Below are 23,447 nucleotides of genomic sequence, written 5' to 3' on the forward strand. Positions count from 1 at the left end.
TGCGCATGGCGACGTCCGGAGGGCAGCAGCGGATCGTGATCGTCGGGGGCGGCGTTGGCGGACTGGAAGTCGCCAGCACGCTCGGCCGCCGCTGGCGCCGGCGCGCCGACCGGCCGTCGATCACCCTGGTCGACCGTGATTCCGCCCATGTCTGGAAGCCGATGCTGCACACCATCGCGGCCGGCACCCGCGACATTTCCCAGCAGCAGACCGCCTACCTCGCGCAGGCGCGCGATGCCGGCTTCACCTACCAGCCCGGCGAGCTGTGCGGGCTGGACCGGGACGCGCGGGAAATCCTGATCGCCGCCCAGCACGCGCCCGACGGACGCCTGCTGCTGCCGCCGCGCAGGCTCGGCTACGACCTGCTGGTGCTGGCCATCGGCAGCCGGGCGAACGACTTCGGCACGCCCGGGGTGGCCGAACACTGCTTCTACATCGACTCCCGCCGGCAGGCCGACACGTTCAACCAGGAGATCCGCATGCGCCTGCTGCAGGCGCTGGGGCAGGAGGCGCCTTTGTCGATCGCCATCGTCGGCGGCGGCGCCACCGGCGTGGAGCTGGCGGCCGAGCTGGTGCAGCTGGTCGAATCCGCCTCCGCCTATGGCGTGCCAGACCTGGCCTCGCGGATCACCATCACCCTGGTCGAGGCCGGCCCGCGCGTGCTGGCGGCGTTCCCGGAAGACATCTCCAGCGCCACGCGCGAGCGCCTGGAGGCGATCGGGATCCGGGTCCTGGTAGGGACCCAGGTGCGCGCCGCCACCGCCGACGGCTTCGTGCTGGCCGACGGCAGCCAGCTGCCCGCATCGCTGAAGGTCTGGGCGGCGGGGGTGAAGGGTCCGGAACTGCTGGCCGGGCTCGACGGGCTGGAAGCCACCCGCAACAACCAGCTGGTGGTCCGGCCCAGCCTGCAGACCACCCGCGACCCCGCCATCTACGCGCTCGGCGACTGCGCCAGCCTCGTCCCGGCCGGCGCCGAGCGGCCGCTGCCGCCGACGGCCCAGGTCGCGCACCAGCAGGCGCAGTACCTGATCCGCTCCCTGCCCGAGGTCCTGCAGGGTCGCCCCGTCCCGGATTTCTCCTATCGCGATCTCGGTGCCCTGGTGTCGCTGGGCGATTACGACGCGTTCGGCTCGCTCGGCCAGTACGGCCTGTTCACCGGCGTCACCTTCCGCGGCCGCCTGGCCCAGCTCAGCCACGTGATGCTCTACCGCAGCCACCAGGCCCGGATCCACGGATTCTGGCGCGGCAGCATGCTGTGGCTGGTCGATCGCCTGAACTCGCTCCTGCGCGCGCCGATCCGGCTCGACTGATCGGGGGGGCGAGGCACTTCAGCGGGGGCGATCCCCGTCGTCCCCGTGCGGAGGCGGCGGCAGCCCGAGGTCGCTGGGCTGGGGCGGCGAGGCGGTGGCCGCGGCGTGGACCTGGTGCGCGCGCTCCAGGTCGTACTGCAGCACGTCCGCCCGATGCACCATCGCCTTGAACTTCGGCTCCAGCGCGTCGACGCGCTTCTGGGCCGCGCTCATGTCCGCGAACACCGCGCGGCGCACCACCGGCGGCGTCTCGGGAGACAGCGACAGGTAGTCGGCGACCTTGGCGCGCAGGGTCGAGACCGCCACCTTCGCCTTGCCCTTCGGGCTCCACAGCGAGGCCGCCACCGTGACCAGGAGGATCGCGACGATGACCACCAGCGAGGTCCAGGTGCTGACCTCGATCACCGTCACCGGCTCGCCGTCGTTGATGAAGGGCAGGTTGTTCTCGTGCAGCGCGTGCAGCACCAGCTTGATGCCGATGAAGCCCAGGATCGCCGCCAGGCCGATCGACAGGTAGACCAGCCGCTCCAGCAGGCCGCCGACCAGGAAGTACAGCTGCCGCAGGCCGAGCAGCGAGAAGGCGGTCGCGGTGAAGACGATGAAGACGTTCTGGGTCAGGCCGAAGATCGCCGGGATCGAGTCGAAGGCGAAGAGGATGTCGGTGCCGCCGATCGCCAGCATCACCAGCAGCATGGGCGTGAGCGCGCGCTTTCCCTGCCAGGTCGTGAACAGCCTGTCGCCGTCGTAGTGCGGGCTGGCATGGAACATCCGCCGCACCATCCGGACCACGACATTCGGCCGGTCGGCGTCGTGGTCGTCGGGTGCGAGCAGGTTGCCGGCGGTGATCAGCAGCGCCAGGCCGAACAGGTAGAACACCCAGGCGAAACGGTCGATGAGCGCCGCGCCGAGCAGGATGAACACCGTGCGGGCGATGAGCGCGAAGGTGATCCCGAACAGGAGCACTTTCTGCTGGCTCTCGCGCGGTACCTGGAAGCTGGACATGATCACCAGGAACACGAACACGTTGTCGACCGACAGCGCCTTCTCGGTGATGTAGCCGGCGAAGTATTCGGCGCCCATGTCGCGCCCGCCCCAGATCCAGACCACGACGCCGAACAGCAGGGCGATGCCGATGTACAGCGCCGACCAGATCGCGGCCTCGCGCAGGCCGGGAGCGTGCGCCTTGCGCACGTGGAAAAAGTAGTCGAAGGCGAGCAGGCCGATGATCAGGGCGATCGTGGCTTCCCATACGAGCGGGGTGGTCGTCGGCATCGGAGGCCCGTGGATGGACAAGTGGCCGAGAATCCCATGGCGGTCGTGGCCGCCGCGTCATCGCGCGCCGGCGCGGAAAGCGTTAGCCATGCGTGAAGACGGTCGCCCTGCACAGGCTATATTCCGCCGCCTTCCCCATCCCGGCGTTTCCCTTGCACCGACGTGAACTCCTGCTGGCGGGTCTGGCGCTGCCGGTGGCCGCCGCGCTGCCACGGTCGGCCATGGCCGCCGCTCCAGCCAGGGGGACGCCCTTCGACGAGGGCACGGTGCCGGCGCTGGCACGGGGGCTCGCCGCCGGGGTCTATGCCCCTCCCGCGCGCGACCTCCCCCTGCGCTGGAGGGCATCGGCTATGACCGCTACCGCGACTACCGCTTCCGCGCCGAGCGCGCGCTGTGGCACGGCCAGGGCCGCGGCTTCGAGGCGATGTTCTTCCATCGCGGCTACATATTCAGCGAACGCGTCGACATCCACGTGGTCGACGGCGGGCTGAGCCGGCCCTTCGCCTACGCGCCATCGCTGTTCCACTTCGAGCATGGCGCGCCGGTGCCGCCCGAAGGCGGCGACCTGGGTTTCGCGGGCTTCCGCCTGCATGCGACCGGGCAGGCGGACGATGGCCTGGACGAGGTCGCATCCTTTCTCGGTGCGAGCTACTTCCGTGCGGTCGCGCGCGGCCTCGGCTACGGACTGTCCGCCCGCGGGCTGGCGTTGGGCAGCGGCGATCCGGGGCCGGAGGAGTTTCCGGTGTTCCGCGCCTTCTGGCTGGAGACGCCGCCGGCCTGCGGAAGCGGCCGCGACTGCACCGCGCGCGGTGCCAAGGCAGTGGTCGTGCATGCGCTGCTGGATTCGCCCGCGGTCGCCGGCGCCTTCCGCTTCGTGATCGTGCCCGGCGACGACACCGTGTTCGACGTCGACGCGCGCCTGTACCCACGCGTGGATCTCGCCACGGCCGGCATCGCGCCGCTCACCAGCATGTACGAGTTCGACGGCCACGACCGCGCCTGCGTCGACGACCCGCGGCCGGCGGTCCATGACTCCGACGGCCTGCTCCTGCTCACCGGCGCCGGCGAACAGGCCTGGCGGCCGTTGCGCAATCCGCACGGCGTCGAGCACAGCGGCTTCCAGGACCGCGACCCGAAGGGCTTCGGGCTGATGCAGCGCAAGCGCCGCTTCGAGGATTACCAGGACACCGAGGCCGGGTACGAGAAACGTCCCGGTTGCCGGGTGGAGCCACTCGACCCCTGGGGCGAGGGGGAGGTGCACCTGGTCGAGATCCCGACCGCCAACGAATTCGCAGACAACATCGTCGCCTTCTGGCGCCCGCGCGCGCCGCTGCGCGCCGGCCGCGAACACCGCTGGCGCTATCGCCTGCACTGGACGTCGGCGGACGGCGGAAGCCCCTCGCTCGCGCGCGTGGTGGCGACGCGCTCAGGCGCCCTCGATCGCGCGGAGGGGCGCCAGTACCTGGTCGATTTCGCCGGCGGCGCGCTGCCTGCCGGCGACGCCGGAGGCGGAGTGCGCGTGCGCGCCACGGCCAGCGCCGGCGCGTTGCGCAATGCGGTCGCATACCGCAATCCGCAGGCCGGAAGCTGGCGCGTCGGCTTCGAGCTCGAGCCCGGCGCGGCGCAGGCCGTGGAGATGCGGCTGTGGCTGGAGGGCGATACCGGGCGCCTGTCGGAAACCTGGCTGTCGCGATGGACACCGTGAGCCTGCAGGAGGACCCGCCGGGACCGGATGGTCGGCGCCATGTTCTGCCGGCACTGCCGCCGGACGCGCCGCTGGACATGCCGGTGCAGGCCCTGGACCGCGGCGTGCTCGCCGATCCGCCACGGCCGACCACTCCGCCGAACATGGCCTGGCGGCGCTTCGCCGTGATCGGCAGTGCGGTGCTGCTCACCGCCGTCGCCACCTACCAGCTGTGGTGGCTGCTGCGCGGCGACGGCATCGATCCGCTCGAGGGCACGCTGCTGGTGCTGTTCGTGGCCCTGTTCGCCTGGATCGTGCAGTCCTTCGTCGGCGCGATCGCCGGCTTCGTGCTGCTGCTCCAGCGCCGGCCGCTGCGCATGGGCATGCATGCCACCGGCCCGCTGCCGCAGGTCAGCTCCCGCACGGCGCTGCTGGTGCCCGTCTACAACGAGGATCCGCAGCGGGTCGCGGCGGGACTGCAGGCCATGCATGAGTCGCTGGCAGCCACCGGGCAGCTGCAACGCTTCGATTTCTTCCTGCTCAGCGACACGCGCCGGCCGGAGATCCAGGCCGCCGAAGCCGCGGCGGTCGCAGCGCTGCGCAGGCGCCTGGGCCCGGAGGCGCGGGTGTACTACCGCCTGCGCAAGGACAACACCGAACGCAAGGCCGGCAACATCGCCGACTGGGTGCGGCGCTGGGGCGGGGCCTGGCCCCAGTTCCTGATCCTCGACGCCGACAGCGTGATGTCGGGCGACACCCTGGTGCGCCTGGCCGCGGCGATGGAGCGCCACGACGACGTCGCGCTGATCCAGACCCTGCCGGTGATCGTCAACGGCAGCACCCTGTTCGCGCGCATGCAGCAGTTCGCCGGCCGGGTCTATGGTCCGGTGATCGCCTACGGCGTGGCCTGGTGGCACGGCGCGGAGAGCAACTACTGGGGGCACAACGCGATGATCCGCAGTCGTGCGTTCGCCGCATGCGCCGGACTGCCGGAGCTGCGCGGGGTGAAACCCTTCGCCGGCACCGTGCTCAGCCACGACTTCGTCGAGGCCGCGCTGATGCGCCGCGGCGGCTGGGCGCTGCACATGGTCCCGGGCCTGGGAGGCAGCTACGAGGAAGGGCCGCCCTCGCTCACCGACATGCTGGTCCGCGACCGCCGGTGGTGCCAGGGCAACCTGCAGCACGGCGGGGTGCTGCCGGCGCGCGGCCTGCACTGGGTCAGCCGCTGGCACCTGATGATCGGCATCGGCCACTACTTCACCGCGCCGATGTGGGCGATGCTGATGATCGTCGGCATCTCGATCCCGCTGCTGCACGCGGGTTTCAGCTGGGACCGGCCCTCTCTGGCGGGCTTCACGCCCACCGCCTACTGGCGCGAACAGGACGGCGACCGCTTCATCGGCGTCTTCATCGTCACCATGACCATGCTGCTGGCGCCGAAGCTGATGGGCTACCTCGCCACCGTGGTCGACCCCGTGACGCGGCGCGGCTGCGGCGGCGCCCTGCGGGTGGCCGCCGGCGTGCTCCTGGAGACGCTGCTGGCGGCGCTGATGGCACCGGTGACGATGTACGTGCAGTCGCGCGGCGTGGCCCAGGTGCTGGCCGGCAAGGACTCGGGCTGGGAGTCGCAGCGGCGCGATGACGGCGGCCTGCCGCTGCGCGAGCTGCTGCGCCTGTACGGCGGCATGACCCTGGTGGGCGTGGTCGCGGGCGTGGCCGCATGGATGGTGTCGCCGGCGCTGGCGGCGTGGATGTCGCCGGTGGTCCTGGGCCTGGTGCTTTCGATCCCGATCGTGGCCCTGGGCGCCTCGCGCGCCGCCGGACTCTGGCTGCGCAGGCGACGGCTGTTCGCCACGCCCGAGGAGCTGTCGCCGCCGCCGGTGCTGGTGCGCGCGGGCGAACTGCGCGAGCCGCGAAGTGTGAAGGCGAACTGACTTCCAGTCGCAGCGGCTTCGTCATCCGCGCTTCCTAGGCTGTCCCCGGAAGCCACAGGGGGCTCGAAATGAGATTGCACGCGATGGCCGTGGCACTGGTCGCGGCCCTGGTCACGTCCGCCTGCCAGCAGGCGCCGCAGGGCGGGGCGGCGGCGGAGGCCGCGGCCGTGGCTGTGGCCCCGGCCGCCCCGTCCGCGGTGGCGCCCGCGGTCGATCTGTCGCGGCGCACGATCGCCGACCTGGAAGAGGCCGCCGACCGGGCGCTGCGCGAAGGGCGGATCTACACGCCGGCCGGTGACAGCGCCGTGGAGTACTGGCTGGAGGCGAGGGCGCGCGATCACGACCGCATCGCCGTGGTCAACGCGGTCGCCGGACTGCAGCCCTACCTGCTGATCGGCTGCGAAGAAGCGATCGCGCGCCGCGACTTCGCCGAAGCGCGCCGGCTGCACGGGCTGATCGCGGCCGCCGACCCGACCGCACCTGCGCTGCCGCGCCTGGCCGCGGCGATCGCGGAAGCCGAAGCCGGCGACCGCGCGGAAGCCGTGCGGTTGGCCGCGGAGGCGTCGCGTCGCGAGGACGAGGCGCGGACGGCCGCGCAGACCCGGGCGGAGGCTGCCTCCGCACAGGCGCCGCCGACCGGCGTATCGGAATCCGCAGCGATGGCGTTGGTGCCGGCGCCCCTTGCCGACACCGACGCACCGCCCGCCGAGGCGCGGGCGGACATCCGGGCCGACGCAGGAGCCGCGGATACCCGTCAGGCCGGCATCGCCGGCAGTCCGCCATCGGTGCCGGCCTCCGGGCCCGGGTCCGCGCCCCCGCGCCTGCTGTACCAGCCGGCGCCGCGCTATCCGCCGCTGGCCCTCGGTCGCCGCATGGAGGGCGCGGTGGAAGTCGCCTTCACCATCCGCCCCGATGGCCAGGTGGAGAACACGCGCGTGCTCCAGGCCAGCCCCCCGGGCGTGTTCGATCGCTCCGCGCTGGCGGCCGTGGGCGATTACCGCTTCGAGCCCACCGGCCGGAACGTGCCCTCTACGGTCACCGTGCGCTTCACCCTCGACCGGTAAGGGCCGGCCCTCTGCGTGCGCCATGCATAATGGCGCGCCCATCGCAACGAGGCCCCTCATGCTGCTGGACTGCATCGAGCGCGAGACCGGTCCGGACCCGGCCTGGAGCATCATCTGGCTCCACGGGCTCGGCGCCGACGGCAACGACTTCGTCCCGATCGTGCCCGAGCTGGTGCGCCCCGGCTGGCCCGCGCTCCGCTTCGTGTTCCCGCACGCGCCGGTGCGCCCGGTGACGATCAACAACCGCGTGCCGATGCGCGCCTGGTACGACATCGTCGACGTCGACCTGGCCAACCGCGCCGACGAGGCCGGCGTCGCGGAGTCCATGCGCCAGGTGGAAGCGCTGCTCGCCCGCGAGGGCGGGCGCGGCGTGCCGCGCTCGCGCGTGGTGCTCGCCGGGTTCTCGCAGGGCGGCGCGATCGCGCTCGCCGCGGGCCTCCGCAGCGCGGAACCGCTGGGCGGGATCGTGGCCCTGTCCACCTACGTGCCCTCGGCCCCCAGGGCGCGGGAAGCACTCGTCGCCGGGGCCGAGCGGCAGCCGGTGTTCATGGCCCACGGCAGCCAGGATCCGGTCGTGCCCTTCCAGGCAGGCCTGCAGAGCGCGGAGCTGCTGCGCGCGCTGGGCTTCCAGGTCGACTGGCACGCGTATCCGATGCCGCATTCGGTCTGCGCCGAGGAGATCCGCGACCTTGGCGACTGGCTGGGCAGGCGGTTCGCCGCGGGTTGAGGCTGTGGCCGACGCGCGCCCCCCGGTCCGCGGGCGCGCATGACCGCCGGCCGGAACGCGGGCTACCATGCCCATACGCTGCAGCTGCCGCCGGGAACGGGAAGGAGGACGCCGTGAAGGTGGTCATCGCCGACGACGAACCACTGGCCCGCGAGCGTCTGCGCGGCCTGCTGGCCGCGCACGCCGACATCACCGTCGTGGCCGAGGCCGGCGACGGTCGCGCCGCGCTGCAGGCCTGCGCCGAACACGAGCCCGACCTGGTGCTGCTGGACATCGCGATGCCGGGGATCGACGGCCTCGAGGCCGCGCGCCATCTGGCCGCCTTCGAGCCGCGTCCGGCGGTGGTGTTCTGCACGGCCTACGACGCCCATGCGCTGTCGGCCTTCGATGCCGCCGCGGTCGACTACCTGGTCAAGCCCGTGCGGCCGGAGCGCCTGCAGGCCGCGCTCGAACGCGTGCGCACCTTCGCCGCCGGGCTGGAGCATGGCCGCAGCGGAGACGGTGGCGGCAAGCGCCGCACCCATCTCTGCGCGCGCCTGCGCGGCAGCCTGCGCCTGATCCCCATCGAGGACGTCCATTACCTCCAGGCCGAGGAGAAGTACGTCGTGGTGCACCACGCCCGCGGCGAGGACCTGATCGAGGAGTCGCTGAAATCCCTGGAGGAGGAGTTCGGCGACAGGTTCCTGCGCATCCACCGCAACTGCCTGGTGGCGCGCCACGAACTGGTCGAGCTGCGCCGGGAGCCCGACGGCCAGGTCCACGCCATCCTCCGTCACGGCAGCCAGCCGCTGGAGGTCAGCCGGCGCTGCGTGGCGCCGCTGCGGGAACTGTTGCGGCAGCCCTGACGCGCGGTCGGGGATAATCCCCCCATGACCACACTCCGCATCGCCACCCGCAAGAGCCCGCTCGCCCTCTGGCAGAGCGAACACGTCGCCGCCCTGCTCCGCGCCGCACACCCCGGCCTCGAGGTCGAACTGGTGCCCATGTCCACGCGCGGCGACGAGGTGCTGGACCGTTCCCTGTCCGCGATCGGCGGCAAAGGCCTGTTCCTGAAGGAGCTGGAGCTGGCGATGCTGCGGGGCGAGGCCGATTGCGCGGTGCATTCGCTCAAGGACGTACCGATGGAGGTCGACGCGCCGTTCGCGCTGCCGGCCTTCCTCGAGCGCGCGGACCACGCCGACGCCTTCGTCAGCAATCAGTTCGCCACCTTCGAGGCCCTGCCGCCCGGCGCCTGCGTGGGCACCTCCTCGCTGCGCCGGCAGGCCCAGCTGCGCGCGCTGCGCCCGGATCTCGACATCCGTGACCTGCGGGGCAACGTCAATACCCGGCTGGCGAAGCTCGACGGCGGCGAGTACGACGCCATCCTGCTCGCCTGCGCGGGCCTGGAGCGCCTGGGCCTGGGCGGACGCATCCGCACGCGCCTGGATGCGCCGGAATGGCTGCCGGCGCCGGCGCAGGGCGTGATCGCGATCGAATGCCGCGGCGACGACGCGGCGGTGATGGACCTGTGCCGCGTTCTCGACCACGCGCCGACGCGGACCTGCGCCTCGGCCGAACGCGCGCTCAATCTGGCGCTGCATGGCAGCTGCCATGTGCCGGTGGCGGCGCTGGCGCGGCTCGACGGCGACGTGCTGCGGCTGCAGGGCCTCGTCGGGTCGGCGAGCGACGGTCGCGCGGTGCGGGCGGAAGCCGCTGGACCCGTCTCCGAGCCCGATGCACTGGGCCGCACGGTGGCGGCGAAGCTGCTCGAGGGCGGTGCCGGCGAATTCCTGCCGGCAGCGGGCTAGAAGCGATAGCGGAGGTGCAGCGAGCCCTCGGTGTCCGTGGCGCCGGTGCCACCGTTGCCGGCGCTGTCGTGGCGCAGTTCGAAGTTCGAGTGCAGCGTCCACTGCGGCTGCAACTTCAGGTCCAGGCCGATCACCTGCCGGGTGGTGGTGTTGAACTTCCCGGCTTCGACCAGCAGGTTCTGCGTCAACATGGCGCGTTCGGCGATCGACTGGCGCAGTTCCAGCCGACCGCGGGCGATCAGGCCCTCGGCCGCGGTGCCGTGGTCGGCATAAGGCCGCAGGCGATAGCCGGTGCCGAACTCCAGCTTCACGCTGGTGTCGGGGGTGCGGATGGCCTCATAGCCGAAGCCGGTGGTGAAGCGCGAATGGCTGCCATGGTTGACGCGCCAGTCGCGGCGCACCGCCGGGGAGTACAGCGGATAGCGGCGCGCGGCCAGCGCGGGCAGGCGGCTCGCGACCAGCGGATCCACGCTGCCGGGGGCCCGCGCCGGCTGGATGCGGGTGAAGCGATTGGGCGCGCCCCAGCCGGCATCGTCACAGACGAGCTGATAGCACGGGCGGCGCAGGTCGGCGCGACCCGCCACCAGCGCGAGCGCCGCCGGCTCGCCGGGTGATTCCGGCAAGGGCTGGATGAACACGGGTGGTGTGGCGAGGGCCAGCCAGAGGGCCGCAAGCATGCGCCGGGCTCCGATGACGAACGCTGGGCACCATTATCGCGATGATCCGCCGGCGTTCCAAGGCACTCGCGCCGGGCCGTTCAGTAGTACGCGGCCACCACGTGCTTCGCCTGGGCGAAGAACAGCCAGCGCTCGGCGAACGCGCCCGCAAGCAGCCCCAGCGCCGCCAGCAGGCTGGCGGCGAGCGCCGGCATCCAGCCCAGCGCCGCCGCCGCCGATGCCAGCAGCGGCAGCACCGCCAGGCCTGCGATCGCCGCAGCCCGCAGCCCGCGGGCATGCCGACGCGCGACTTCGAAGACCATCTCGCGGGTGATGTAGCTGGCCTCGGTGTGCGGACGCTCGAATACCCGCACTTCGCGTCCGGGAAGGCCCACCGCCGCACCGCGCGCGGCCGGCTGCGGCGCGCGGTCGATGGCACGCCAGTACAGCCACTTCAGGGCCGCGACCACCAGCCCGGACAGCGTCAGCGCCGGCAGCATCCTGCCGGGATCCGGGCCGACCGGCACGGCCGCCAGGATCACCAGCTGCAGCGCGAGTCCGGTCAGCAGGGCGAACAGCAGGTACACGGGCAGCACCAGCGGGTGCCGCCAGGCGGGAATGGGTCTGAGCGAGGCGTAGATCATCGCGGTGCAGGCCACCGTGGCCAGCGCCAGAGCCAGCATCAGCCCGCCCAGGCAGGCCAGCGCGGCGGTCCGGGTGGCGCCGGACGGCATCCACAGCAGCAGGCCGACGATGGCGAGCGCCGGAAGCGGGGTGGCCACCGCCAGCACACCCTCCCGCGACAGCCAGGACGTGCGCCACTGGCTGAAGGCGCGCCAGGCGCGCGCGGGCTTGCCCAGGTGGGCGAGCGAACAGAGCAGCCCGACGGTCGACAGCACCAGGCCGAGCACGACTCCCGCCAGCTGCACGCCCTCCGGCGCCAGGGGCAGGCCGCCGCGCAGCGCCGCCAGCGCCAGGGCCAGCCCCGACCAGGCGAGCAGGCCGTACCCGGCGCCGGACAGGGTGGTGAAGAAGATGACCGAAAGGGCGGGATGCATCGGGTGTCAGCGCCTCAGGACGCGGGTGAGCCAGTGCAGCGGCGAGGTCGCGCGAGTCGGCGCTTCGGCCTCGGCACCATCCCCGTCGCGCCGCGGCCGCGGCGGCAGGTAGCGGTTGACGGGCGCGTAGCCGAGCTCCGGCATCAACGCCACGCCGCCGCGCGCGGCGACCAGCTTCGACACGTCGGACTCCGGGTCGCCGAGGTCGCCGAAGTGGCGCGCACGCGTCGGACAGGCCTGCACGCAGGCCGGCACGCGTTCGGATTCGTCGAGATGGGTGTTGTAGATGCGGTCGACGCACAGGGTGCACTTCTTCATCACCCCCTCGACCTCGCTGTACTCGCGCGCGCCGTAGGGACAGGCCCAACTGCAGAGCTTGCAGCCGATGCACTTGTCCTCGTCCACCAGCACGATGCCGTCCTCGGCGCGCTTGTAGCTGGCGCCGGTGGGGCAGACGGTGACGCAGGCCGGTGTTTCGCAGTGCAGGCAGGAGCGCGGGAAGTGCAGGGTCATCGCGGGCTGCTCAGGCGTGCGTTCGACCTCGTAGCTGTGCACACGGTTGAACCACACGCCCTCCGGATCCTTTCCGTACGGTCGCTCGTCGGTCAGCGGCCCGGCGATGCCGCCGGCGTTCCATTCCTTGCAGCTGGTGGCGCAGGCGTGGCAGCCGACGCAGGTGTCGAGGTCGATCACCAGGCCCAGTTTCTTCATCGTCGGCGGCGGCAGGTCGGTCACGGCGTTCAGGCGCTGAAGGGGAAGTGGCGGGGGATCAGCACGATCGCCATCACGATGAAGATGAGGTTCAGCGGCAGTCCCACTTTCACGAAATCGCGGAAGCGGTAGCCGGCGGCGGCGTAGACCATGGTGTTGGTCTGGTAGCTGATCGGCGTGGCGAAGCTGGTGGACGCGGCGAAGGCCACCGCCACCAGGAAGGGCTTGCTGTCGAGTCCGAGCGACTCCGCGGTGGCGATCGCGATCGGCACCACCACCGCGGCCGAGGCGTTGTTGCTCATGATCTCGGTCAGCAGAGAGGTCAGGATGTAGATCACCGCCAGCGTCGCCACCGGGCCGAAGCCGCCCACCATGTCGATCGAGAAGTCGGCGAGCATCGCGGCCGCGCCGCTCTTCTGCAGCGCGATCCCCAGTGGCAGGACGCCTGCAAGCAGCAGCACCACGCGCCAGTCGATCGAGGCATAGGCCTCCTCGGGTTCGAGCACGCGCAGCAGCAGGAGCAGGCAGCAGCCGATGATCGCCGCGGCGACGATGCTCATCAGGCCGGCGGCGGCCACCGCCACCACCGCGGTCAGGATCCCCAATGCCAGCAGCGAGCGCCGGAGCGAGGTGCGGGTCTGCTCGCGCTGGCCGAGCACCACCAGCCCCGGGTCGGCGCGCATCAGCTCGAGCGCGCTCTGCGGGGCGTCGAGCAGGAGCACGTCGCCGACCGCGAGGGGCACGTGGTCCAGCGGCTGCCGGATCGACAGCCGGTGCCGGTGCAGGCCCTGCACACGGGCGTGGTACATGTGCGCGAAGCGCAGGCTGGCCAGGGTGTGGCCGATAAGGTGCGAGCCGGGCGCGACCATCACTTCGGCGTGCACGCGGCCGTCCTCGTCGTCGCCCTCGAGGTCGCCGGCGACCTGGTGGTGGCGCAGCTTGAGCATGCGGCGCGCGGCCTCGATGTCGTTCCAGTTTCCACGCAGCAGCAGGCGGTCGCCGGCCTCGACCTCGGCGGCGCGTGGCGATGGAACGGTCGCGCGCTGGCGGAAGATCTCCAGCAGTACCACGTCGCCGTCGTTGCCGGGCAGCAGCTCGCTGCCGCGGCGGCCGATCGCCGACGACTTCTCCGTCACCAGCAGCTCGGTGACGTAGCGTCCGGCGTGGCCGCTGTCGGCCTGCTGCGGCACGCCCAGGTCGGGCAGCAGGAAGCGGCGAGCGACCATCAGGTACACGGTGCCGATCACCACGAAGAGGATGCCGAGCTGGCTGAACTCGAAGATGGTGAAGCCGGCGTGCCCGGCCTGCCGCGCCATCGAGTCCACCAGCAGGTTGGTCGAGGTGCCGATCAGGGTGCACACGCCGCCGAACTGGGCGGCGTAGGACAGCGGGATGAGGAACTTCGACGGCGGCAGGTTGTTGGCCACCGCGGCGGCGATGATCAGCGGCAGGAACACGGCGACCGCCGCGGTGTTGTTGATGAAGGCCGAGACCGCGGCGGTCAGCAGCATCATCACCAGCGCCAGCAGCCAGCCCCAGCGGATGCGCGCGATCGCCTCGCCCAGGCGGTTGAGCGAGCCGCTCTGCTGCAGGCCGGCGCTGAGCACGAACATCGCCGCCACCGTGACCGTGGCCGGGCTGCTGAATCCCGACAGCGCCTCCTCGGTGGTGACCAGCCGCAGGGTGAGGAGCGCCGCCAGCACCAGCATCGCCACCACTTCCGGCGGCATCCTCTCGCTGACGAACAGCGCCACCGCGCCCGCCAGAACCAGGAAGGTGAGCAGCATGTCCGGCGTCATCGACGGGCCCCGTAGCGGAGCGGGCCGGCGGGTGCGCTGCCCAGGTCGAGGGGCTCGAACTGCGGTTGCGCTGCCGGACCGTCCGCGCCGGCCGCGCCCTTCTCCGCGCCCGCGCCGGTGGCGGCGGGCCGCAGGCCCACGCGCAGGTCGAACCACGCCGCCTGGCCGGTGACCGGGTCGGCATTGGCGTAGTCGCCCCGGGGCGTGATGTCGGAGATCAGGTGGTTGAGCAGGAAGCCCTGGCGGCCTTCGGGCGCGTCCGGATCGAGCCGCCATGCGCCGCGGCGCTTGCCGATCGCGTTCCAGGTCCAGAGCGTGTCGGGCTGCACGTTGGCGGCGAACTTCGCCTGCACCGTGATCTCGCCCAGGTGCGAGGCGACCACCACCCAGCCCTCGTCGGCCACCCCGAAGCGCGCGCCCGTGTCGGGATGCATGTACAGCCAGTTGCGCGCGGCGATCTGCCGCAGCCAGGCGTTCTGCGAGCCCCACGCGTGGTACATGAACATCGGCCGCTGGGTGATGGCGTGCAGCGGGAAGGCCTCGCCGTCGACCTGGGCCTGCTCGAAGGGCGCGTACCAGATCGGCAGCGGATCGAAGTAGGTGGCGACGCGTTCGCGGTGCTCTTCCGGAGGCTGGTGCGCGCCATGCCCCTGCGCCGCGAGCCGGAACTTCTGCAGCGGCTCGGCGTAGAGGTGCAGCGTGATCGGCGCGGCCGAGCCGATGAAGCCCAGACCGTGCGCCCAGTCGAGGTAGGCGCGGTTGGCCATCTTGAACCAGCGCGCGGATTCCGGGACTTCCTCGCGCCAGAAGCCGCCGTTGTCGATGTAGCGCTGCAGCTGTTCCGGGTTCGGCGCGCCCTTCCCCGAACGCGAACCGTCCTCGCCGCGCCAGCCCGCGAGCAGGCCGACGCCCGGCATGCGTTCGTGGCGCACGATGTAGTCGGCGTAGTCGCGGTACTTCGGCGAGCCGTCGGCATGCACCATGCCCGGCAGGCCCAGGCGCGCGCCCAGCTCCAGCAGCACCGACTGGAAGCCGCGCACGTCGCGCGGGCGGCCGTCCCTGTCGGGCTGGGTCGTCGGGTCGAACAGCGGCTGGCGGATCGCATCGGCGGCACCGTCGGCGTCCGAGATCGGCCGGTCCAGCAGGCTGATCGCGTCGAAGCGCTCGAGGTAGGTGGTGTCGGGCAGCACCAGGTCGGCGTAGGCGACCATCTCCGAAGCGTAGGCATCGGCATAGATGATGCGCGGGATGCGGTATCCGCCATCCTCTTCGCGATCGGTCAGCCAGGCGATGGTCTCGCGGGTGTTCATCGCCGAGTTCCAGGCCATGTTGGCCATGAACATCATCAGCGTGTCGATGCGATAGGGATCGCCGGCGTGCGCGTTGCGCAGCAGGGTGTGCATCATCCCGTGCGCGGACAGCGGATAGGCCCACGAATAGGCATGGTCGATGCGGCGCGGTCGGCCTTCGGCGTCGACCAGCAGGTCCTCGGGGCCGTGCACGAAGCCGAGCGGACCGGCATCGAGCGTGCCGTCCTCGCGGCGCGCGCGACCGGGGCGGTTCGGCGGCGGGATCGGTTTCGGATACGGCGGCTGGTAGCGGAACGAACCCGGCGCGTCCACCGCGCCGAGCAGCAGCTGCAGCAGATGCAGGGCGCGGCAGGTGTGGAAGCCGTTGGAGTGCGCGCTGATGCCGCGCATCGCGTGCAGCGAGACCGGGCGGCCGACCATCTCCGCGTGCTCGCGCCCCCAGGCGTCGGTCCAGGCGATCGGCAGCCGCAGGTTGGAGTCGAACGCGGCTTCGGCGAGTTCCCGCGCGATGCGGCGGATGGTGTCGGCGGGAATGCCGCAGCGCCCCGCCACGGCATCGGGCGCGAACTCCGGATCGAGGTAGCGCTCGGCGACCAGGTGGAAGGCCGGCACGGCGTGGCGCCCGTCGGGCAGCGTGTATTCGCCGACCACGGCGGGCGCGATGCCGGGCGCGTCGGCCGGGTGCGGGCGGCCATCCACCCAGCACTGCGGCCGTCCCTCCGCGTCGCGCGCGAACAGTCCGTCCTCCGCGCCGCCCGGGTCGCGGACCACCAGCCAGTGCGCGTCCGCATACCGCACCAGGTAGTCGAGGTCGATGCGGTCCGAGCGCAGCAGTTCATGGATCAGCGCGAACGCGAACAGCCCGTCGGTCCCCGGCCGGATCCCGATCCACTCGTCGGCGATCGCGCCGTAGCCGGTGCGCACCGGGTTCACGGCCACGATCTTCGCGCCGCGGGCCTTGAGCCTGCCCAGTCCGAGTTTGATCGGATTGGAGTCGTGGTCCTCGGCCACGCCCCAGAGCATCAGGTAGCGCGTGTGCTCCCAGTCGGGCTCGCCGAACTCCCAGAACGAGCCGCCCAGGGTGTACAGCCCGCCGGCGGCCATGTTCACCGAACAGAAGCCACCGTGCGCGGCGTAGTTGACGGTCCCGAACTGCTGCGCCCACCAGCCGGTCAGCGCCTGCGACTGGTCGCGGCCGGTGAAGAAGGCGAACTCGTCGGGGTTGCGTTCGCGGACCGGCGCCAGCCAGGACGTGGCGATCTCCATCGCCTCGTCCCATTCGATCTCGCGGAACTCGCCGCTGCCGCGCTCGCCCACGCGCAGCAGCGGCTTCGTCAGGCGCGCCGGCGAGTGGTGCTGCATGATCCCGGCGGCGCCCTTGGCGCAGATCACGCCCTGGTTCACCGGGTGCGCCGGGTTGCCCTGGATGTAGCGGATGCTTCCGTCCCGCAGCCACACCTTGATGCCGCAGCGGCAGGCGCACATGTAGCAGGTCGTCGTCTTCACCGCGTCGCCGGGCGAGGGCGAGGTGTCGAGCACGGGTTCGTCGGGACGGTGCGCGCGCATGGGCGCCATTGTGCCTGCTCCCGGAACGGGGCAGGGAGGCCCGGCACCCACGTCGGCGGGGTTCGGGGCAGAATACACGGTGGCCCGCGCCGCTGGCCGCACTCCATCCGGGATCGCCATGGACCGCTACGAACGCATCCTTTCGCTGCACCGCATCCTCGGGGCGGCGCGCTATCCGGTCACGGTTGCCCGCTTGCAGGACGAACTCGGCTGTTCGCGCGCCACCGTCTATCGCGACGTGGCCTTCCTGCGCGATGCCTTGATGGCGCCGATCGTGGGCGACGGCGAGGCCGGCATCCGCTACGACCCCGAGGAGAGCGGCCGTTTCGAGCTGCCCGGACTGTGGCTGAACTCGGAGGAGCTGCATGCGCTGCTGGCCGCGCAGCAGCTGCTTTCGCGCAGCGGCGGCGGAGTCCTGTCCTCGGCGCTGGCTCCGCTGCAATCGCGCATCGAGAAGCTGCTCAATGAACACGCGAACGGCAGGCAGTGGCCGATGGAGCGGGTGCGCGTGATCCCGCACCGCACCCGGCACCTGGATGAACACGCGTTCCGCACGGTGTGCTCCGCGGTGCTGGAGCGCAGGCGTCTGGCCTTCGAATATCGCGCACGCTCCACCGACGAAAAGACCCGGCGCACGGTCAGTCCGCAGCGCATCACCCACTACCGCGACAACTGGTACCTGGACGCGTGGGACCATGAGCGCGAGGGCCTGCGCAGCTTCTCCGTCGACCGCATCGCCCAGGCGCGCGCGCTCGGAGAGGCCGCGGTCGATGTCGACGAGGCCGAGCTGGACCGGCACCTGGGGAGCGGCTACGGGATCTTCTCCGGTGCTCCCAAGGACGTGGCCACGATCGTGTTCAGCGCCAAGGCCGCGCGCTGGGTCGCCGACGAGCATTGGCATTCGCAGCAGCAGGGCCGCTACCTGGCCGACGGCCGCTACGAGCTCCGGCTGCCGTACAGCAATGCGCGCGAGCTGCTGATGGACGTGCTGCACTACGGCAGCGACGCCGAGGTGCTGGAGCCGCCGTCGCTGCGCGAGCAGGCGAAGGCGCTGCTGTCGCTGGCGCTGTCGAAGTACGAACGCTGAAGGAAGGGGCGCGGGTCCGGCCGGACCGTCAGCGGCCCGGCGTGCGTATCGCTGCCGGTTCGAAGCCCAGCCGGCCTTCCTGCTCCGGCACCTGGGGCACGCGGCGCAGCTTGTCGGTGTTGACGCCGTGGCGCCCGATGCGGCGCTCCAGTTCGAGATAGGCCTCGTCGCCGACCACCTGCGCGCGGGTCAGGATCCAGGCCTGGTCGCGGCGGCCCGGCGAGTCGAGCAGCAGCCAGCTCCCGTCCTCGGCCGCCTCCAGCACGCGCAGCCGGGCAGGCAGCACGCCCCAGGCACGCAGCGACCAGAACCTGCCGCTGCCGCCTTCGCGCCGGGCGGTGGATCTGTCGTACTCGACCGGTTCGGAGAAGCCGTCGCGCCAGCTGCGGCCGATCACGATCCGTCCGCCCTCGTCGGTCGCCAGGCGCAGGCCCGATGCGACGCGCCCGCGCTCGCCGAACCAGGGCACGCGCGCCGCCACGTACCAGTCGCCCATCAGGACCTCCAGCGGCGGCATCGGTGCGTCGCCGGCCTCGCCGCGCCTTTCGCCGACGCCGGCGCAGGCCGCCAGCAGGCACAGCACGAGCGCGCACAGGGCGCGGGCGGAGCGGCGGGAGCGGACAGTGGCGCGTCGGAAGGGCAGGGTCATCGCTGGATCCGGGGGGCGCCCGCAGGGTGCCGGCGCATCGGCGAAGACGTTGTCAATTCAGGTCGCAGTCCATGAGATGGCCGGTGGGCACGCTGGCCCGAAAGCAAAGTCTGGAGAGCCATCATGACAGCACGACGCCTCACCGCCAGCGGCCGCACCCGGCTCCGTTTCGCCACCGCTTCCGTTCCGGCGCCGGACTGGCCCGCCCGGGTGGTGCTTGCCGCCATGTTCCTGGCCGTCGTCGCCATGCTCTCGCTGCCGCAGGCGCGCGGTGCCAGCGCCGTCCTCGGCTGGCTGCCGCTGTGGCTGGCCGGCCTGCCGGCCTCCGCCTGGCTGGCGCTGGCTGCCGCCCGCCGCCGCGCCGAATCCCGCTGATACCCCGCTGAATCCCGCCCGGGCGCGACCTTCGGCCCGGGGCCGGGCACTGCGCCCTGTGCTAGGTTTGCCGGCCACCAGAATCGCCGGAGCCCGCCGCATGCCGAAGCTGCCCCTCGCCTGCCTGTCCCTCACGCTTGCCGCGGTCTCCTTCGGCATACATGCACAGGAGGACGCCGCAGTGACCGATCCCCATCAGTGGCTCGAGGACGTCGAGGGCGAACGGCAGCTGGCCTGGGTCCGCGAGCAGAACGCGAAGGCCGAGGCCGAACTTGCGGCGACGCCGGACTTCAAGCGGCTCGAGGCCGACCTGCTCGCCATCTACGACTCCGACGACAAGATCCCCGGCGTCTACAAGCAGGGCGAGTGGTACTACAACTTCTGGCGCGACCGGAACCATGAGCGCGGCATCTGGCGCCGCACCACGCTCGACGAGTACCGCAAGCCGCAGCCGCAGTGGGAAACCGTGCTTGACCTCGACGCGCTCAACAGGGCCGAGGGCGAAAACTGGGTCTGGCATGGCGCCAACTGCCTGCGCCCGGAGTATGCGCGCTGCCTGGTCGCGCTCTCGCGCGGCGGCGCCGACGCCAACGTCACCCGCGAGTTCGACCTGACAACGATGCAGTGGGTGGAGGGCGGCTTCTTCCGCCCCGAGGCCAAGGGCGGCCTGCAGTGGATCGACCGCGACACGGTCTACGTCTATACCGACTTCGGCGATGGCAGCCTGACCAGCTCCGGGTATCCCCGGGTGGTCAAGCAGTGGACGCGCGGCACGCCGATGGCGGATGCGACGGTGGTGTACGAAGGCACCGCGGACGACATGTACATCGCCGCCGGCCGCGACCACACGCCGGGCTTCGTGCGCGACTTCGTGACCCGCACCATCGCCTTCTACAACGACGAGCTCTACCTGCGGAACGCCGATGGCAGCCTGGTGAAGGTCGACGCGCCGAACTCGGCGCAGAAGTCGGTGCACCGCGAGTGGCTGGGCCTCGAGCTGCGCGAGCCCTGGGAGGTCGGAGGCACCACCTACAGAGCGGGCTCGCTGCTGGTGGCCAGGTTCGACGAGTACATGGCCGGCAAGCGCGAGTTCGAGGTGCTGTTCGAACCGACCGCGACCACCTCGCTGGCCGGTGCGTCGTTCACGAAGAACCACCTCGTGCTCAACGTCCTGGACGACGTGAAGAACCGGCTGTCCGTGCTCACGCCCGGTCCCGGCGGCTGGACGCGGAGCCCGCTCGCGGGCGTGCCCGAGTTCGGCACCGTGTCCGCCAGCGCCGTGGACAGCGACGAATCCGACGCGCTCTGGCTGACGGTCACCGACTACCTCACCCCGACCACGCTGATGCTCGCCGGTGCCGGGCCGGACGCCGGCGCGCCGGAAGTGCTGAAGACGCAGCCGGCGTTCTTCGATGCCTCGAAGCACGAGGTCGAGCAGCACTTCGCGACCTCGAAGGACGGCACCCGCGTGCCCTACTTCCTGGTGCGCCCGAAGGACATGCGGTTCGACGGCGGGAATCCGACCCTGCTGTACGGCTATGGCGGCTTCGAGATCCCGATGATGCCCGGCTACTCCGGCGGCGTCGGCAAGGGCTGGCTGGAGCTCGGCGGCACCTACGCGGTGGCCAACATCCGCGGCGGCGGCGAGTACGGCCCGCGCTGGCACCAGGCCGCGCTCAAGGCCAACCGCCACAAGGCCTACGAGGACTTCGCGGCGGTGGCGCAGGACATGATCGACCGCGGCATCACCTCGCCGAAGCACCTGGGCATCCGCGGCGGAAGCAATGGCGGCCTGCTCACCGGCAACATGCTGACCCAGTATCCGGAGCTGTTCGGCGCCGTGGTGATCCAGGTGCCGCTGCTGGACATGCAGCGCTACCACAGGCTGCTGGCCGGTGCCTCCTGGATGGCCGAGTACGGCAACCCGGACACGGCGGACTGGGAATTCATCCGGACCTTCTCGCCCTACCACCTCTTCGACCCGGCGAAGGACTATCCGCCCACCCTGATCCTCACCTCGACCCGCGACGACCGCGTCCATCCGGGCCACGCGCGCAAGATGCATGCGCTCATGAGCGACGCGGACAAGGACGTGCGCTACTACGAGAACATCGAGGGTGGCCACGGCGGCGCCGCCAACAACCGGCAGGCCGCACACATGGACGCGCTGTACCTCACCTTCCTCTGGCGACACATCGGACGTGACGCCGAATGAGAACCGACGGGGCGCCTGAATGGCGCCCCGTTGCATTGCAACCCACGGATCCCCATCCATGAAGACCCTCGCCATCGCCAGCCTCCTGCTCATGACCGCCACCAGCCACGCCGCCACGCCGATCCCGCCCGACGCCGAAAAGCGCGCCCACGAGGTCCGGGCGCCGCATGGCGCCGTGCGCCAGGACGAGTACTACTGGCTGCGCGACGACACCCGCGAGGACAGGGCGGTGCTCGCCTACCTCGAAGCGGAGAACGCGTACGTCGACCAGGTGATGGCGCCTCTCAAGCCGCTGGAGGACGCGCTGTACGACGAATTCGTGGGCCGCATCAAGCAGGACGACGCCAGCGTCCCCTTCCGCGAGCGTGGCTGGTGGTACTACCAGCGCTACGAGACCGGCAAGGACTATCCCGTGCACGCGCGCCGCAAGGATGTCGAGGGCCTGGGCGCCGCGGAGATCATGCGCCTCAACGAGGCCGGCGATTTCGCCTCCGAGCAGGTGCTGCTCGATGTCAACGCCATGGCCGAGGGCAAGGAATACTTCAGCGTCGGCGTCTACGAGGTAAGCCCGGACAACCGCATCCTGGCCTGGGCCGACGACAGCATCGGCCGGCGGCAGTACACCATCCGCTTCCGCAACCTCGAGACCGGCGAGGTCTATCCGGAAAGCATCCCCGGCCTGTCCGCGGACATGGTCTGGGCCGACGACAACCGCACGCTGTTCTACGTCGAGAACGACCCGGACACCCTGCTCACGGTCCGGGTGAAGAAGCACGTGCTCGGCACCCCGGTGGCCGACGATGAACTCGTCTACGAGGAAGAGGACGACAGCTTCTACATGGGGCTGGACCGCACCCGCGACGACCGCTTCCTCTGCATCGGCGTCGAAAGCACGGTGTCCAGCGAACTGCGCTGCGCGCCGGCCGCGGACCCGCGCGAGTTCACCGTGCTCTCGGCTCGCGAACGCGACGTCGAGTACGACGCCGACCATTTCGACGGCCGCTGGGTGATCCTCACCAACGCCCCGGACGCGCAGGGCAACAAGGCGCCGAACTACCGCCTGGCCACGGCACCCACCACCGCCACCTCGCGGGCGGAGTGGAAGGAGTGGATCCCGCACCGCGACGACGTGCTGCTGGAAGGCTTCGAACTGTTCGACGGCTTCACCGCCCTGGCCGAGCGCTCCAACGCGCTCGAGCGCATCCGCCTGCTCAAGGCCGACGGCGAGGAGTACGTGGCCGCCGACGAACCTGCGTACTCGATGGGCCTTTCGGTCAACGCCGAGCCCGGCACGCAGTGGCTGCGCTACGGCTACACCTCGATGACCACCCCGGCCACCACCTACGAACTCAACGTGGCCACCGGCGAGCGCAGGCTGCTCAAGCAGCAGCCGGTGATCGGCTACGACCCGTCGAAGTACGCCACCGAGCGCAGCTGGGCCACGGCCCGCGACGGAACCCGCATCCCGGTGTCGCTGGTCTACCGCAAGGGCCTGGCGAAGGACGGCACCGCACCGCTGCTGCAGTACGCCTACGGCAGCTACGGCATGTCGATGGACCCCGGCTACAGCCTGACCACCACCAGCCTGCTCGACCGCGGCATGGTCTACGCCATCGCCCACGTCCGCGGCGGCCAGGAAATGGGCCGCAGGTGGTACGACGACGGCAAGCTGCAGAACAAGATCAACACCTTCACCGACTTCATCGACGTCACCGACCACCTGGTGGCCGAGGGCTGGGCGGCGAAGGGCCGCGTGGCGGCCTATGGCGGCAGCGCCGGCGGCCTGCTGATGGGCGCGATCGCGAACATGGCGCCGGAGAAGTACCGCGTGATCCTGTCGCAGGTGCCGTTCGTGGACGTGGTCACCACCATGCTCGACGCGACCATCCCGCTGACCACCAACGAGTACGACGAATGGGGCAACCCGGAGCGCAGGGCCGACTACGACTACATCGTGCGCTACTCGCCCTACGACAACCTGGAGGCGAAGGCCTATCCGGCGATGTTCATCGGCACCGGCCTCTGGGACTCGCAGGTGCAGTACTGGGAGCCCGCCAAGTACGTGGCGCGGCTGCGCGACCTGGACTCCTCCGACGCGCCGGTGCTGTTCCGCACCAACATGGACGCCGGCCACGGCGGCAAGTCGGGGCGCTTCCGCCGCTACCGGGAGCTGGCTGAGATGTATGCGTTCATGCTCGACCAGCTGGGCGTGAGGCCGGAGGTCCCGGCCCGGGCCCCGTAGG

General features: G+C 71.3%; 18 protein-coding genes. 11 read left to right on the forward strand and 7 right to left on the reverse strand.

The features are described 5' to 3' along the window. Nucleotides 1-5: 5 nt before the first annotated feature. Nucleotides 6-1,310 carry an NAD(P)/FAD-dependent oxidoreductase gene (locus FPZ22_RS08545; protein WP_144892142.1) on the forward strand — a complete coding sequence of 435 codons (1,305 nt, stop codon included), beginning with the start codon at nucleotides 6-8 and terminating at the stop codon, nucleotides 1,308-1,310. A gap of 18 nt (nucleotides 1,311-1,328) precedes the next feature. Here the strand turns inward: FPZ22_RS08545 and FPZ22_RS08550 are convergent, their stop codons facing one another. Next, the gene (locus tag FPZ22_RS08550; protein WP_144892144.1) at nucleotides 1,329-2,582 is read right to left on the reverse strand and encodes a TerC family protein; all 1,254 of its coding nucleotides are present in this window, start codon (nucleotides 2,580-2,582) and stop codon (nucleotides 1,329-1,331) included. Nucleotides 2,583-2,925: 343 nt separating this feature from the next. Here FPZ22_RS08550 and FPZ22_RS08555 point away from each other — a divergent pair, with 343 nt between their 5' ends. The 6 genes from FPZ22_RS08555 to hemC all read left to right on the forward strand — a co-directional run bounded on the left by FPZ22_RS08555 (nucleotide 2,926) and on the right by hemC (nucleotide 9,778). Next, entirely contained in the window at nucleotides 2,926-4,287 is a 1,362-nt protein-coding gene (locus FPZ22_RS08555) for an OpgD/OpgG family glucan biosynthesis protein (RefSeq protein WP_246121021.1), read from the forward strand. Further along, the gene (gene mdoH / locus FPZ22_RS08560; protein ID WP_144892146.1) at nucleotides 4,275-6,200 is read left to right on the forward strand and encodes a glucans biosynthesis glucosyltransferase MdoH; all 1,926 of its coding nucleotides are present in this window, start codon (nucleotides 4,275-4,277) and stop codon (nucleotides 6,198-6,200) included. The genes FPZ22_RS08555 and mdoH overlap by 13 nt, the downstream gene beginning before the upstream one ends. Nucleotides 6,201-6,268: 68 nt before the next feature. Further along, nucleotides 6,269-7,264, forward strand: a complete 996-nt coding sequence (locus FPZ22_RS08565; protein WP_144892148.1) for an energy transducer TonB — start codon at nucleotides 6,269-6,271, stop codon at nucleotides 7,262-7,264. A 58-nt stretch (nucleotides 7,265-7,322) separates the two neighbouring features. Then, nucleotides 7,323-7,991 carry an alpha/beta hydrolase gene (locus FPZ22_RS08570; RefSeq protein ID WP_144892150.1) on the forward strand — a complete coding sequence of 223 codons (669 nt, stop codon included), beginning with the start codon at nucleotides 7,323-7,325 and terminating at the stop codon, nucleotides 7,989-7,991. Nucleotides 7,992-8,104: 113 nt separating this feature from the next. Next, complete coding sequence (locus FPZ22_RS08575) at nucleotides 8,105-8,836, forward strand: LytR/AlgR family response regulator transcription factor (protein ID WP_144892152.1); 732 nt, start codon at nucleotides 8,105-8,107, stop codon at nucleotides 8,834-8,836. A gap of 24 nt (nucleotides 8,837-8,860) precedes the next feature. Next, entirely contained in the window at nucleotides 8,861-9,778 is a 918-nt protein-coding gene (hemC, locus tag FPZ22_RS08580) for a hydroxymethylbilane synthase (protein ID WP_144892154.1), read from the forward strand. Here the strand turns inward: hemC and FPZ22_RS08585 are convergent. The 5 genes from FPZ22_RS08585 to FPZ22_RS08605 form a co-directional block, all read right to left on the reverse strand. Further along, the gene (locus tag FPZ22_RS08585; RefSeq protein ID WP_144892156.1) at nucleotides 9,775-10,455 is read right to left on the reverse strand and encodes a DUF481 domain-containing protein; all 681 of its coding nucleotides are present in this window, start codon (nucleotides 10,453-10,455) and stop codon (nucleotides 9,775-9,777) included. The genes hemC and FPZ22_RS08585 overlap by 4 nt on opposite strands. 80 nt (nucleotides 10,456-10,535) lie before the next feature. After that, nucleotides 10,536-11,492, reverse strand: a complete 957-nt coding sequence (locus FPZ22_RS08590) for a dimethyl sulfoxide reductase anchor subunit family protein (RefSeq protein WP_144892158.1) — start codon at nucleotides 11,490-11,492, stop codon at nucleotides 10,536-10,538. 6 nt (nucleotides 11,493-11,498) lie between these two features. Further along, complete coding sequence (locus tag FPZ22_RS08595; protein WP_144892160.1) at nucleotides 11,499-12,227, reverse strand: 4Fe-4S dicluster domain-containing protein; 729 nt, start codon at nucleotides 12,225-12,227, stop codon at nucleotides 11,499-11,501. A gap of 5 nt (nucleotides 12,228-12,232) precedes the next feature. Next, complete coding sequence (locus FPZ22_RS08600; protein WP_168198974.1) at nucleotides 12,233-13,990, reverse strand: SLC13 family permease; 1,758 nt, start codon at nucleotides 13,988-13,990, stop codon at nucleotides 12,233-12,235. Nucleotides 13,991-13,998: 8 nt separating this feature from the next. Beyond that, nucleotides 13,999-16,878: a molybdopterin-dependent oxidoreductase gene (locus tag FPZ22_RS08605; protein WP_210412659.1), complete on the reverse strand. Its 2,880-nt coding sequence runs from the start codon at nucleotides 16,876-16,878 to the stop codon at nucleotides 13,999-14,001. A 118-nt stretch (nucleotides 16,879-16,996) separates the two neighbouring features. Here FPZ22_RS08605 and FPZ22_RS08610 point away from each other — a divergent pair, with 118 nt between their 5' ends. Beyond that, nucleotides 16,997-17,965 carry a helix-turn-helix transcriptional regulator gene (locus FPZ22_RS08610; RefSeq protein ID WP_144892166.1) on the forward strand — a complete coding sequence of 323 codons (969 nt, stop codon included), beginning with the start codon at nucleotides 16,997-16,999 and terminating at the stop codon, nucleotides 17,963-17,965. A 28-nt stretch (nucleotides 17,966-17,993) separates the two neighbouring features. On the opposite strand, the gene FPZ22_RS08615 is transcribed toward FPZ22_RS08610, so the two are convergent. Next, nucleotides 17,994-18,614: a lipocalin family protein gene (locus tag FPZ22_RS08615; protein ID WP_144892168.1), complete on the reverse strand. Its 621-nt coding sequence runs from the start codon at nucleotides 18,612-18,614 to the stop codon at nucleotides 17,994-17,996. A gap of 123 nt (nucleotides 18,615-18,737) precedes the next feature. Here FPZ22_RS08615 and FPZ22_RS08620 point away from each other — a divergent pair, with 123 nt between their 5' ends. The 3 genes from FPZ22_RS08620 to FPZ22_RS08630 all read left to right on the forward strand — a co-directional run bounded on the left by FPZ22_RS08620 (nucleotide 18,738) and on the right by FPZ22_RS08630 (nucleotide 23,446). Next, nucleotides 18,738-18,989: a hypothetical protein gene (locus tag FPZ22_RS08620; RefSeq protein WP_144892170.1), complete on the forward strand. Its 252-nt coding sequence runs from the start codon at nucleotides 18,738-18,740 to the stop codon at nucleotides 18,987-18,989. A 100-nt stretch (nucleotides 18,990-19,089) separates the two neighbouring features. Beyond that, nucleotides 19,090-21,204, forward strand: coding sequence for a prolyl oligopeptidase family serine peptidase (locus FPZ22_RS08625; RefSeq protein WP_144892173.1), 2,115 nt, complete (start codon nucleotides 19,090-19,092; stop codon nucleotides 21,202-21,204). 58 nt (nucleotides 21,205-21,262) lie between these two features. After that, nucleotides 21,263-23,446, forward strand: a complete 2,184-nt coding sequence (locus tag FPZ22_RS08630; protein WP_210412660.1) for a S9 family peptidase — start codon at nucleotides 21,263-21,265, stop codon at nucleotides 23,444-23,446. The last annotated feature ends 1 nt before the right edge of the window (nucleotide 23,447 follow it).

Origin of the sequence: Luteimonas granuli, assembly GCF_007795095.1 — a bacterium.
In the GTDB taxonomy this organism is placed as follows: domain Bacteria; phylum Pseudomonadota; class Gammaproteobacteria; order Xanthomonadales; family Xanthomonadaceae; genus Luteimonas; species Luteimonas granuli.